General features: G+C 38.3%; 8 protein-coding genes, 1 rRNA gene and 1 other annotated feature. Of the genes, 4 read left to right on the top strand and 5 right to left on the bottom strand.

From position 1 onward, the window contains the following. Positions 1 to 226: 226 nt before the first annotated feature. Together D9780_RS04655 and D9780_RS04660 are read right to left on the bottom strand one after the other, a co-directional pair. Positions 227 to 1,084, bottom strand: a complete 858-nt coding sequence (locus D9780_RS04655) for a C39 family peptidase (RefSeq protein ID WP_073013384.1) — start codon at positions 1,082 to 1,084, stop codon at positions 227 to 229. Between the two features lie 456 nt (positions 1,085 to 1,540). Further along, entirely contained in the window at positions 1,541 to 2,053 is a 513-nt protein-coding gene (locus D9780_RS04660) for a gamma carbonic anhydrase (RefSeq protein WP_121639441.1), read from the bottom strand. A 90-nt stretch (positions 2,054 to 2,143) separates the two neighbouring features. On the opposite strand from D9780_RS04660, the gene D9780_RS04665 reads away from it, so the two are divergent. Next, positions 2,144 to 3,229 carry a tetraprenyl-beta-curcumene synthase family protein gene (locus D9780_RS04665; protein ID WP_073013397.1) on the top strand — a complete coding sequence of 362 codons (1,086 nt, stop codon included), beginning with the start codon at positions 2,144 to 2,146 and terminating at the stop codon, positions 3,227 to 3,229. A gap of 81 nt (positions 3,230 to 3,310) precedes the next feature. Here the strand turns inward: D9780_RS04665 and adhE are convergent, their stop codons facing one another. Together adhE and D9780_RS04675 are read right to left on the bottom strand one after the other, a co-directional pair. Continuing rightward, the gene (gene adhE, locus D9780_RS04670) at positions 3,311 to 5,908 is read right to left on the bottom strand and encodes a bifunctional acetaldehyde-CoA/alcohol dehydrogenase (protein WP_121639442.1); all 2,598 of its coding nucleotides are present in this window, start codon (positions 5,906 to 5,908) and stop codon (positions 3,311 to 3,313) included. A gap of 787 nt (positions 5,909 to 6,695) precedes the next feature. Continuing rightward, entirely contained in the window at positions 6,696 to 7,292 is a 597-nt protein-coding gene (locus D9780_RS04675) for a tRNA 5-(aminomethyl)-2-thiouridylate-methyltransferase MnmM (RefSeq protein ID WP_073013390.1), read from the bottom strand. Positions 7,293 to 7,394: 102 nt separating this feature from the next. Further along, positions 7,395 to 7,613 (top strand) — a binding site (T-box leader). A 389-nt stretch (positions 7,614 to 8,002) separates the two neighbouring features. On the opposite strand from D9780_RS04675, the gene leuS reads away from it, so the two are divergent. Then, positions 8,003 to 10,417 carry a leucine--tRNA ligase gene (leuS, locus tag D9780_RS04680; protein WP_121639443.1) on the top strand — a complete coding sequence of 805 codons (2,415 nt, stop codon included), beginning with the start codon at positions 8,003 to 8,005 and terminating at the stop codon, positions 10,415 to 10,417. Between the two features lie 203 nt (positions 10,418 to 10,620). On the opposite strand, the gene D9780_RS04685 is transcribed toward leuS, so the two are convergent. Next, positions 10,621 to 11,373 carry a hypothetical protein gene (locus D9780_RS04685; protein ID WP_240458781.1) on the bottom strand — a complete coding sequence of 251 codons (753 nt, stop codon included), beginning with the start codon at positions 11,371 to 11,373 and terminating at the stop codon, positions 10,621 to 10,623. 104 nt (positions 11,374 to 11,477) lie between these two features. Between D9780_RS04685 and D9780_RS04690 the strand changes: the two genes are divergently transcribed. Beyond that, positions 11,478 to 11,780, top strand: coding sequence for a rhodanese-like domain-containing protein (locus tag D9780_RS04690; protein ID WP_121639444.1), 303 nt, complete (start codon positions 11,478 to 11,480; stop codon positions 11,778 to 11,780). 374 nt (positions 11,781 to 12,154) lie between these two features. Continuing rightward, a 16S ribosomal RNA gene (locus tag D9780_RS04695) occupies positions 12,155 to 13,719 on the top strand. Positions 13,720 to 13,793 lie beyond the last annotated feature (74 nt).

Genomic DNA, 13,793 nt, shown 5'->3' on the forward strand with positions numbered 1-13,793 from the left:
CTATAAGAAATTTAAAAGTTTAAAGGTTTATAGTTGAGTAAAACTTGGCTTCCTCTATAAAGATTGGCATCAAGCCGAGTTTTTCTAATTATGTAATATTTTAAGTGGTGTAGTAGAAGGGGCGGCTTTCGCCCTAAAGAGATAAACCAAGTCTTCCAAACATTATCTGAGGTTATTCTAATGTGTGATTAAAATTATATGACTTAATAAACAGGCGATCTTCCATTTATTTTGCAATGGTGATCGCCTGTTTTCCCATTTGTATCCAAGCAGCTTTGAACTCTTCAATAGGAGCCTTATCTGCTTTGTTTAATGGGTCGTTAAAGTAAATATAGTTTTCATCATATCCAGTAATTAAAACAGAGTGTTGCTTCATCGTAATGTCAATCTGCCCGTCTTTTGTGTGCCATGTAGTAAATTTATCTTTTGGTAGTTTATCATAAGTTGTGTTTATAATGACCCATACTGGCCGTTTATGATTCAATTCTTCAATAACTGCTTGGAAGTCACTTCCTGTTAAATCATTTACGACATCACCTACGTATTTTTTTGCCAATTCAGCAATTGGTTTATGGTATACGCCCATCCCTGGGGTTTCAAAAGAGTACATATCGCCAACAAACCCATTATAAGGGTTACCAAAGTGGATTTTGCCGTCTTTTTTTCTGTATGGCGTAGGGTCTTTTTTCACTTGTTCAGCTAATTTCATTTTATCAACACGTATATCATAATGGTTTAGCAGCATGGATAAGGTTGTGACTTCACAACCTCTTGGTAGCTCAGGAAGTTGCTCTATCATTGGAGCTTTAATATTGACTGCTTTCTTTATCGTGTGTTTTGATAATTTGCTGACCTCAGGAGAATAGTGATTGTCTTCATGTACTGGGATAGCACTTTCTATTAATTGTTTAAAAGTTATTTTATGTTGCATGAAAAACATAGATAAAAGAGAAATGGCCGTGATAGAAAAAATAAAACCGTACAGGATAAACGATTTTTTCACCCATGTAATTTTTTGCTTAGAACTAACATAAAATAAGAAGGTAGCTAGAATACAACAAACACTAAATAAAATAATGTTCATTTTTACAATCTCCCCGTAGAATAAGTCCTAAATGCTATGCTATAAAAATCTCACCTTAGTTGAATAGTTAATTGCAGAAAAGCACTCGTCAAAATGAGAGGATGTTGCCACTTTTATGCTAAAAGAAAGTTTGATTAAATTACATTTCTTTTCAAGCTTACCCAATGACGAAAGAACTATTGTAATAAGGTGAATGATTAATGGTTGGTTTTGATTTCTTTTCTTTCATCGCATATACTAACTACAGTAATGTTTTTTGTACTATAGGAAAGTATAAAATTTTTTGGTTTATAGTATAAGAAAAAAATACAGCTTCCGCCACAAGCTGAGTTTTTCTAAAGATTGGAAAATGGAATGGTGTTATCTCTCCTTATTTAAATAAGAGCTAGATTGGCAAAGCGTATTCTCCCTATATATCGGTTGATTGTAATGAAAGTTAAACTAAAAATGTATATATTACCTGTTTTGTTGTTTGTAAATAACTCCCTTTTCAACATAGGATTGGCAAATGCGTTGCATTTCTGCATAATCAGATTCTGTTAGCTCTCGGACGATTTTTGCTGGTCTACCTAGTGCTAATGTAAAAGGCGGAATCTTTTTATTAGGTGGGACAAGACTTCCTGCTCCGATAAATGCGTATTCTCCTATTTCTGAGCCATCCAGTAAAATAGAACCCATACCAATTAGAGCATGTTTTTGTATCGTTGTAGAGTGTAGCGTAGTTTGATGACCGACAGTAACATCACTTTCGATCGTTAATGGCATACCTGGGCTTTGATGTAGAACGGATAAGTCTTGAATACTAGTTCGTTCTCCAATATTGACAGGTGCAACATCACCGCGTATAACTGTTTTAAACCAGGTACTTGATTGCGCACCGATTGTGACATCACCGATGATGCTTGCATCATTTGCTATAAATACAGAGTCATGAATAGTTGGAAATATTCCTTTATAAGGATGTATCATTTGAATCCTCCTAAAAAATATGCTGATAATAGTAATAGAAACAAATAAGGTAAAAGTGTTTGAAATTGGAACGGAGGCAAGACGTTGAGTATGGAAGTCCCAAGTACACCTATCCCTTTAATGATAACAGTTTATCGTAAGATCTTTCCAGCAGTAAGAGAGGAACTTGCTTTTTGGAAACAGCGAGCGAATGAAATCCCTGATCAAGAATTGCGTTATCAAGCACTGGCAAGTATGTCTGAAAAACAATTTCATTGCCAAGGTGGGGCAGTGTATGCGCTATTAGCAGGGAAAAGATGGAGAGATTGTGTACGTTTTATTGTAGCTTATCAAACAATAAGTGATTATTTAGATAATTTATGTGATCGAAGTACATCGCTAGACGCTAAATCTTTCGCGTTGTTACATACCTCCATGATTGATGCGCATTGTCCTAAGTCTTTACCAAAAGATTATTATGCGTTATTTGAGCATAAGCAAGACAATGGTTATTTGCAACAGCTCGTAAAAACCTGTAATGATATCGTTAGAAAGTTGGATGATATTCCAACATATCAAGAACAAGCAATAAAGTTGGCAGGCTTATATAGTGAGTTACAAGTGCATAAACACGTTATTCATGAGGAAAGAGTACCACGTTTAACAAAATGGTCTAATGAGAAAAATGCCTATTCGCTAGCTTGGTATGAATTTTCCGCTGCAGCTGGATCCACTTTGGGTGTTTTTTGTTTAATGGCCTACAGTTTAGCAGGCAGGTTGTATCGAAAGTTAGCTGATGAAATTGTAACAGCTTACTTTCCTTATATTCAAGGATTACATATTTTATTGGATTATTATATTGATCAGCAGGAAGATAAAGAGGAAGCTGATTTAAATTTTTGCTCATATTACAAAAACGAGTCAGTCATGCATGAACGATTCAAGTACTTTTGTGAGCAAGCAAAATTATATGCAGTTACCATACCTAACTCGAAATTCCATGTAATGGTCGTACAAGGATTAATCGGATTATATTTAGGGGACAATAAAGTGGGACAAATCTCTAATTCCAAACGTTTAAAGCGACTTCTTTTTCAAACGGCCGGATATCCTGCTATTTTTTTTCATCGAAACACAAGAATGTATTATTTTCTTAAATTTTTTAAACTACAAAGGACCGCTGTTACAAATAAGTAACAACGGTCCTGTACAGTTTTACTGATCTTGGGTAGGGTAGAACAGTAAATCAATATAAACGGAAAGCATGTTATAAGGTTTTTATATTCCTTTATATGCGTCACGGTATATAGTTGCCAGTTCAGTAATTAAAGGCAGTTTTGGGTTTGCTGTTGTACATTGGTCTTCAAAAGCTAATTCAGCTAGTTTATCTACTTTTGCTTCAAATGCTTGTTTGTTTACACCTGTGTCTTTAATGCTCATTGGGATATTTAGTTCTTTAGCAAGTTTAATAATAGCTTGTACTAAACTTTCTACTCCTTCTTCCACCGTTCTTGCTGGAAGCCCTAGCGCTTTTGCGATTTCTGCATAACGCTCATCTGCTATAAAGTATGCGTATTTAGGGAACGTAGCAAATTTTTCTGGTTTTTTAGCATTGTAACGGATAACATGTGGTAGTAATATCGTATTAGCTCTACCATGTGCAATGTTGAACGCTGCACCTAGTTTATGAGCTAAAGAGTGATTAATGCCTAAGAACGCATTGGAGAATGCCATTCCAGCAATTGTTGAAGCATTATGCATTTTTTCTCTAGCTAACTCATCATTTCCGTTATGATATGCTTTTGGCAAGTATTCAAAAACTAATTGAACTGCTTTAATTGCAAGCGCGTCAGTATAATCGTTTGCCAAATTGGACACATAAGCTTCAATGGCGTGTGTTAATACGTCCATACCAGTATCAGCTGTTACTTGTTTTGGCACAGACATGACAAATTGTGGATCAACTATAGCAACATTTGGTGTCATTTCATAATCTGCTAGCGGGTATTTTGTATCTGATTTTTTATCAGTAACCACTGTAAATGATGTTACTTCAGAACCTGTTCCTGACGTTGTTGGCACACATACCAATTGAGCTAGTCTTCCTAATTTCGGGTATTTGACGATACGTTTACGAATGTCCATGAATTTCTGTTTTAGAGCGTTAAAATCAGCATCTGGATGCTCGTAGAATAACCACATGGCTTTAGCAGCATCCATTGGAGATCCACCGCCAATAGCGATAATAACATCTGGTTCAAACTTTTGCATTAACGCAGTACCTTTGCGGATGGTTTCAATAGATGGATCAGCTTCGACATCTGAAAAAATTTCACAATGGACATAATCAGCACGTTTACGTAAATAGTAGAGAGCTTTATCTACATAACCTAATTCTACCATCATCGGATCAGTTACAATAAATGCTTTAGAGATGTCAGGCATTTTTTCTAAATATTGAATTGCATTTTTTTCAAAATAGATTTTAGGAGGTAGTTTAAACCATTGCATATTATTTCTCCTCCGAGCGACTTTTTTAATATTCATTAAATTGATTGTTCCGACGTTTGTTGATACGGAGTTTCCGCCATAAGTTCCACATCCTAATGTAAGGGAAGGCATATGGTTGTTATAAATATCGCCGATTCCTCCTTGAGAAGATGGTGAGTTTACAATCAGTCTACCTGCTTTCATCTTTAGAGAAAATGCTTCGATAACCTCTTGGTCAGTAGAATGAATGACTGCTGAATGTCCTAGTCCTCCAAAGTGTAGCATTTCATCGGCGCGCTTGAATCCTTCTTCTGTGCTATTTACTTTATAACAAGCTAATACAGGGCTTAATTTTTCTCTAGATAACGGATATTCTGGTCCAACACCTTCAATTTCAGCAAGTAAAATTTTAGTGTTCTTGGCCACATTTACTCCTGCCATCTTAGCAATTTCATATGCTGGTTTACCAACAATATCCGCATTTACTGCACAAGATGTAGGGTTAATAACCAGTTTTTCTACTTTCTGTCTTTCTGCTTCTGTTAGAAAATGACAATTATTAGCTGCCATTTCATGTTTTACCGTGTCATATATTTCTTTATCAATAATAACTGCTTGTTCAGATGCACAGATCATTCCGTTGTCAAATGTTTTGGATAAAATGAGGTCATTGACAGCGCGCTTTATTTGTGCGGTTTTTTCTATATAACATGGTACATTTCCTGGGCCAACACCGAGGGCTGGCTTTCCAGAACTATATGCTGATTTCACCATTCCTGAACCACCAGTAGCAAGTATAAGTGATACGCCGTCATGATTCATTAATGTTTTCGTTGCTTCAACAGAAGGTGTTTCTATCCACTGAATACAATTTTTAGGCGCACCTGCTTTTACCGCGGCATCAAGTAATACTTTTGCTGCCTGACTGCTACATTTTTGAGCAGAAGGGTGGAAAGCGAAAATAATTGGGTTTCTCGTTTTAATGGAAATAAGTGATTTAAACATGGTTGTTGATGTTGGGTTTGTAACTGGTGTTATACCACAGATCACACCAGCTGGTTCAGCAATTTCAACCATTCCTTCTTGCTCATCCTCATGAATAATTCCAACCGTTTTATCATATTTAATGTTATGATAAATATATTCTGTTGCAAAGATGTTTTTAATAGCTTTATCTTCAAAGACGCCACGACCTGTTTCTTCAATGGCTAATTTAGCTAAAGGCATATGCTGATCAAGACCTGCTAATGCCATTTCTTTGACAATTGTATTAATAGCTTCTTGATCTAGCTGTTTTAAACCTTCCAATGACTCTTCTGCTTGGGAGATTAGTTGGTTAATTTTAGTGGAAACTAGCTCTTCAGTTCCTTTTGTTTTCTCAGTCATAATAGGCCCCTCCTTAGTTTGTGAAACACTGAGCAATCTTTTTACACCCTCATTATATAATGGTTTTTTATAAATTTCCACACGTTTTGTGAAATAATGAGCAAACAATTTTAATTGGAAGCGTTGTACTATAACAAGTAAACGATTACAAGGTTGATTTGTTAGTATTATGTATTTTTTGTGAACAGTGGGCTTTTAATTGTACAATTGAAAGTGGTGATATTACCAATAAGAGGAGATCTCATTTAAACTAAAGTAAATCTTATTAGTAGCGAGTTTTTTTATTTCGATTTGTTTGTTCTTAAAAGCTCTTGCGAGTTAGAGTGGGCTGTTTTCCTCCCGTTTCAAACCTTTTCAAAATTGAAGTGGGTGTCTCAGCCATTGATACATTTCAAATCTAAACGGGGTCTACAGGTGTATTTTTATATAGGAAAGCATAGAGATTTAAAGTTTAAAATAGGCAAAATGAAGGTTTGAGTCTTCATAATGATTTGACAATAAGCCAAGTTTTCTAAAAAGAGAAGGATGGCTTATTAAGTGCCCCCTTCTACATTAAAAAAGCTTCCTAATACGGTCTTAAATATTGTTGATGCGTAAAAACAAAATGAAATTTTAAGAAAAACAAAGAAAACAAGAGAAAACGTTAGTATATACGGGCGTCCCGAGCTTTTATTACACTATAGGAAAGTATAAATGTTTAAAGGTTTATAGTATAAGAAAAACTATGCTATTCGCCATAAGACTTGGCAAGCTAAGTTTTTCTGAATTTTCTTTTAGAAAAAGCGAACTAAAATGACAATTTTCTTTTAGTAAAGCCATTCCCCTTTTTTTCGATAGCGATAATAAATGGCGGGTTATTTCTTTGATTAATAAACCGATATTGTAACACATGATAGGAGCGTTGGCTCAGCTGCATTACATGTTTTAAAACAGCTTCTTTTTCTTCGTGTCCTCCTTCATGACCATAATAAACAACGATGACAATCAAGCCGTTTGGTTTTAGGAAATGTAATATTTTGTTGATGGCCATAATGGTGGAATTAGCATTGGTGATTATGGTTTTATCGCTTCTAGGCAGGTAACCAAGGTTAAATACTGCTCCTCCAACTAACATTTCTTTTGTAGGTAAGTATTTTTCTAAATGTTCATGGCTATCATGAATAATAGATACATTCTGTTTTTGATTTTCTTGCATTAACTGTCTAGTTGTTTGAATTGCTTGTTCTTGAATATCGAATGCTAAAACGTGGCCATTTTTACCAACAACATTACTTAAAAACAGCGTATCTTGGCCGTTTCCGCAAGTTGCGTCAATGACAGTTTCGTTTTTTTCAATAGTGGATTCTAATAAATAATGCGCATAGTGCAAAATTCCGTGTAACATGATTATCTCCTTTGCCAAAATTATTACTACTTATTTTAGCAGATGAAGTCACATGTTGTCTTGACAAAGATAAAATAATTCATTACAATTCGATATAATAAGATAATGACAATGCCAAGGAATAGTAATAAATTATTTCAGGAATAGAGAGGCAATGGTAGGTGGAAATTGTCCCTGTTTATTTATGAACTCGCCTTGAGCTGTTGCAGGAGCGAAAATTGCAGAGTAGTTTCTGACGTATGTCCTCGTTACGGATTTCAAGTGAATGCTGATGAGCATTAAAATGGGTGGTACCGCGGGTGAAAGCATCTCGTCCCTTCTATGAAATTAGAAGGGACCGTGATGCTTTTTTTATGGTCAAAGAAATTATCAAATTTAGCAGCTGTGGATAAACTTACTAAGTTATTTAGCCGCGTCCAGCGCCTAGCAAGTAGGCGACTTCAATCCATTGCCCTAAGCTAAGTTATCATCGGTTCGTTCTAAATAGGAAGGTTGACTAAAGACGGGCTTGCCGGAGGGCGCCGGCATACTCGTGTTGCAGGAGCATGATTCCTAAAACTTTCGTTGATTCGTTCCACTCGCTCGTTGCTAAACGGGCGCCCCGAGCCTTTGTTCTTTCTATATAAACAGTATCATTTTTGAAATGGCTATGTTCAGTTGAACCTGAAACCTAATGTATCTAGAAAATTTAAATTAATAGGAGGAAAAACATGAGTTATCATCATCAGCAAATAGAGAAAAAATGGCAAACGTATTGGTTAGAAAATAAAACATTTAAAACAAATACGTTTTCTGAAAAGGAAAAGTTTTACGCGTTGGATATGTTCCCGTATCCATCTGGAGCTGGCTTGCATGTGGGGCATCCAGAAGGGTATACAGCTACAGATATTATATCGAGAATGAAGCGAATGCAAGGTTATGAGGTATTGCATCCAATGGGGTGGGATGCTTTTGGACTCCCTGCTGAACAGTATGCAATTGATACGGGGAATAGCCCGGCAGCTTTTACAGATAAAAATATAAATATATTTAAGCGACAAATTCAGGCTCTCGGCTTTTCTTATGATTGGGATCGCGAAGTTAATACAACAGATCCTAACTATTATAAGTGGACACAATGGATATTTATAAAAATGTATGAACACGGGCTAGCATATATGGATGAAGTCCCTGTCAATTGGTGCCCTGCTTTAGGTACGGTATTAGCGAATGAAGAAGTAATTGATGGGAAAAGCGAGCGGGGAGGGCATCCTGTTATTCGTAAACCAATGAAACAATGGATGCTACGGATCACTGCTTACGCAGATCGTCTTTTAGAAGATTTGGAAGAATTGGATTGGCCAGAGAGTTTAAAGGATATGCAACGAAATTGGATTGGCAAATCAGAAGGTGCTGAGGTTAGCTTTGAAATTGAGTCATTGAATGAAGCGTTTACTGTTTTTACAACTAGACCAGATACACTATTTGGCGCAACCTATGCTGTTTTAGCACCTGAGCACCCTTTGGTAAAGAAAATTGTAACAGATAAACAAAAAGATGATGTTGAAAAGTATATTCATGAGATCGAAACGAAGTCAGACCTAGAACGAACAGAATTGTCGAAAGAAAAAACAGGTGTTTTTACAGGGGCATATGCTATTAATCCTGTGAATGGGGAGAAAATGCCAATATGGATTGCGGATTATGTATTAATGAGTTACGGTTCAGGTGCAATTATGGCTGTTCCAGCACATGATGAAAGAGACTACGAATTTGCTACTAAATTTGAACTCCCTATTGTTGAGGTTGTTGCAGGCGGAGACATTACAAAAGGAGCTTATAGTGGGGAAGGCGAGCATATTAATTCTGGGTTTTTAAATGGTTTAGGTAAAGACGAAGCGATTAGGAAAATGATTGCGTGGTTAGAGGAACACGGAAAAGGTGCAAAAAAAATCACCTACCGTCTTCGCGATTGGTTGTTCGCTAGACAACGTTATTGGGGTGAGCCTATTCCTATAATTCATTGGGAAGACGGAACGATGACAACTGTCCCAGAAGAAGAATTGCCATTAGAATTACCGTCTATGAATAATATTCAACCATCAGGGACGGGAGAATCGCCACTAGCAAATGCCGAGGAATGGGTAAATGTCATTGATCCTAAAACGGGTATGAAAGGAAGGAGAGAAACGAACACTATGCCGCAGTGGGCAGGAAGTTGCTGGTATTTCTTACGCTATATTGATCCGGAAAATTCTAAGCAATTAGCTGCTCCTGATGCACTCCAGCAATGGTTGCCTGTTGATCTATATATTGGTGGTGCTGAGCATGCTGTTCTTCACCTGCTATATGCGCGTTTTTGGCATAAGTTTTTATATGATATTGGGGTTGTCCCTACGAAAGAGCCGTTTACAAAGCTGTTTAATCAAGGGATGATCTTGGGAGAAGGCAATGAGAAAATGAGTAAATCTAAAGGTAATGTCGTTAATCCTGACGACGTTATAGAATCTCATGGTGCAGATACTTTACGACTTTATGAAATGTTCATGGGTCCGCTAGATGCTTCTGTTGCGTGGTCAGAAAATGGGCTGGATGGCTCACGTCGCTTCCTCGATCGCGTTTGGCGCTTAACTATTGAGGATGATGGGCAACTTTCTAGAAAGATTATTGAAGAAAATGATGGCACTTTAGATAAAACTTACCATGAAACGGTAAAGAAAGTGACGGAGGACTTTGAAAATTTGCATTTTAATACAGCTATCTCTCAAATGATGGTGTTTGTGAATGAATGTAATAAAGCGGAATATATTCCTAAAAAATATGTGGAAGGATTTATAAAAATGCTATCCCCAATTGCGCCACATATTGCTGAGGAAATATGGATAAAGTTAGGTCATTCCGAAACGATCACTTATGAACCTTGGCCTGTATATGATGAAGAAAAGCTGATAGAAAATGAAGTAGAAATTGTCTTGCAAGTGATGGGGAAAGTTCGTGCTAAAGTAAATGTTTCCAAAGATGTTTCAAAAGAAGAATTAGAAAAAATAGCTTTAGAAAATGAAAAGATTAAAGATTTAATTACAGATAAAACAATTCGGAAAGTCGTTGTTGTACCAGGGAAACTAGTTAATATCGTTGCCAATTAATCCACATGTTGCTGTTCTTAACAAGGATACTTCTAAGAGCAGCGGGGCTGTTGCGCAATCAGATAATTGATTGTGTAACACCCTCCTTTGCTTAAAAATAAAGTGCCGCAGAACGCTAGCTTTCACAGTCGTTTGCAAGGAGTGAAAAGAGCGAACTGCATGGCACTTATATGTTGAACTAATTTATTTAAATTAATGGGTCTTTATTTAGATGGAACCCATTTAGTTTTTAAAATAATCCAATTATCGTTTTCGAAATACCATATAGTCTCTACGGTTCCTAATCGGTCGGCGTGGTATGCGCCGCTAATTTGTTGATAACTTTTTAGGCCATATCCTTTACTATCGCTTATTTTAAAGACTTCAAAAAAAGCGATTGGGTCAATCAAAACAGATTGGTTTTGCGAATGTAAGCTACCGTCTTTATTATAAATACCAAGTCGAATATAATCTTGAGCACGATTTTTAATATCTATTGTAATTGGCTTACTCGTAGCTGTTAATGTTATATTAATTTTAAAATTAGGTTGGAAATAACCGCTTAAATACATTTGTTTAGGTAATGGTATTTTTTCCATTTGGGTGTGAATGATGGTATTTAGCTGGTAATTATAAAGCCCGCCACTTCCTCCAGTGGCACTTTGATAAAATATATCTTTTATTCCATCGTGATTCAAATCGACAAACTGTAAAAAAGGGTCATAACCGCCATTGTAAGAGATCTTCCATTGATTATCATTATTAGAAATCTCTGCCCATATTTCACGATAGTATGTTGAATCCGCTGAAAAAAGCGTACCCATTAATTTAATTGTCTCTGGATGATTATCGCCAGTTACATCAGCACGATATGTCTTAATTAAATTCGGCTTTGTTTCTTCTGCAATAGCTGAACTAGAAATAAAAACAAGAAGCAACACACTACATAGAATAAAACAAGTATGCTTACCTTTCATGATTACACTACCCTTCTATGATGTTAGCTTTAGATTGTGTTGCAAACTTGAAAGTTATCCATTAAAAAATTATTATTAAAATAGGAAAGGTTTGAGGTGATAAAGTGAAAGAGTTAACCCCAGAGCAAGTGGAGAAGAAGTTAGAAAATAACGATGGTACGTTGGAACTTATTGATGTACGTGAAGTAGAAGAGGTAGCCCAAGGCAAAATCCCTCACATAACGCATATTCCTTTAGCGCAAATACCAGAGGAAGCAGAAAAACTAGATAAGTCTAAGCAATATATTATGGTCTGTAGATCGGGGAGAAGGAGTGAAAGAGCTGCCTCCTATTTACATAAACAAGGATTTGATGTAGCAAATATGGTTGGTGGCATGTTAGAATGGCGTGGAGAAATCATAAATTAAAAAAATATAGGAGAGGGCTTGACTTTTCTCCTATAATCCTTTATTATTGATTTTGCTGTCAAAAATAAGCAGTTCTATTTCATTATTAGACAGCATTGAGTTGACTATGATTGTTTTACATGATATACTTGTTATCCGCATTAATCACATTGTGGTTTGGTGCAAAAGTTATTTTGGCTATGTGCTTGACAAATATAACATAACAGGTTATGATTGTTAAGTTGCTAAAAAACATTACATTATTTGCTCTTTGAAAACTGAACAAAACAACCAGTATGTCAAGGAAAAACAAACCCTGTTTTTTCTTAAGAAATAAACTGAGAGAAATCTCAGCAGCTAAGAATGATGAAGAACGGTGTTCATCATCACAAACTTTTATGGAGAGTTTGATCTTGGCTCAGGACGAACGCTGGCGGCGTGCCTAATACATGCAAGTCGAGCGCGGGAAGCAAGCAGATCTCCTTCGGGAGTGACGCTTGTGGAACGAGCGGCGGACGGGTGAGTAACACGTGGGCAACCTACCTGTAAGACTGGGATAACTCCGGGAAACCGGGGCTAATACCGGATGAAACAAAGCGTCGCATGACGCAATGTTAAAAGGCGGCATATGCTGTCACTTACAGATGGGCCCGCGGCGCATTAGCTAGTTGGTGAGGTAAAGGCTCACCAAGGCAACGATGCGTAGCCGACCTGAGAGGGTGATCGGCCACACTGGGACTGAGACACGGCCCAGACTCCTACGGGAGGCAGCAGTAGGGAATCTTCCGCAATGGACGAAAGTCTGACGGAGCAACGCCGCGTGAGTGATGAAGGTTTTCGGATCGTAAAACTCTGTTGTTAGGGAAGAACAAGTGCCATTCGAATAGGTTGGCACCTTGACGGTACCTAACCAGAAAGCCCCGGCTAACTACGTGCCAGCAGCCGCGGTAATACGTAGGGGGCAAGCGTTGTCCGGAATTATTGGGCGTAAAGCGCGCGCAGGCGGTCCTTTAAGTCTGATGTGAAAGCCCACGGCTTAACCGTGGAGGGCCATTGGAAACTGGAGGACTTGAGTACAGAAGAGGAGAGTGGAATTCCACGTGTAGCGGTGAAATGCGTAGAGATGTGGAGGAACACCAGTGGCGAAGGCGACTCTCTGGTCTGTAACTGACGCTGAGGTGCGAAAGCGTGGGTAGCGAACAGGATTAGATACCCTGGTAGTCCACGCCGTAAACGATGAGTGCTAGGTGTTAGGGGGTTTCCGCCCCTTAGTGCTGAAGTTAACGCATTAAGCACTCCGCCTGGGGAGTACGGCCGCAAGGCTGAAACTCAAAAGAATTGACGGGGACCCGCACAAGCGGTGGAGCATGTGGTTTAATTCGAAGCAACGCGAAGAACCTTACCAGGTCTTGACATCCTCTGACACCCCTAGAGATAGGGCATTCCCTTCGGGGACAGAGTGACAGGTGGTGCATGGTTGTCGTCAGCTCGTGTCGTGAGATGTTGGGTTAAGTCCCGCAACGAGCGCAACCCTTGATCTTAGTTGCCAGCATTTAGTTGGGCACTCTAAGGTGACTGCCGGTGACAAACCGGAGGAAGGTGGGGATGACGTCAAATCATCATGCCCCTTATGACCTGGGCTACACACGTGCTACAATGGATGGAACAAAGGGCAGCGAAGCCGCGAGGCCAAGCAAATCCCATAAAACCATTCTCAGTTCGGATTGCAGGCTGCAACTCGCCTGCATGAAGCCGGAATCGCTAGTAATCGCGGATCAGCATGCCGCGGTGAATACGTTCCCGGGTCTTGTACACACCGCCCGTCACACCACGAGAGTTGGTAACACCCGAAGTCGGTGAGGTAACCTTTTGGAGCCAGCCGCCGAAGGTGGGACCAATGATTGGGGTGAAGTCGTAACAAGGTAGCCGTATCGGAAGGTGCGGCTGGATCACCTCCTTTCTAAGGAATTATAGAAGGCGGAAGCGTTTGGTTAGCGACGTATGAACTGGACTGACCCAAAGGAGATAAAGGAA

The sequence above is a fragment of the Virgibacillus sp. Bac330 genome (genome assembly GCF_003667845.1).
Taxonomy (GTDB): Bacteria; Bacillota; Bacilli; order Bacillales; family Amphibacillaceae; genus Virgibacillus; species Virgibacillus chiguensis.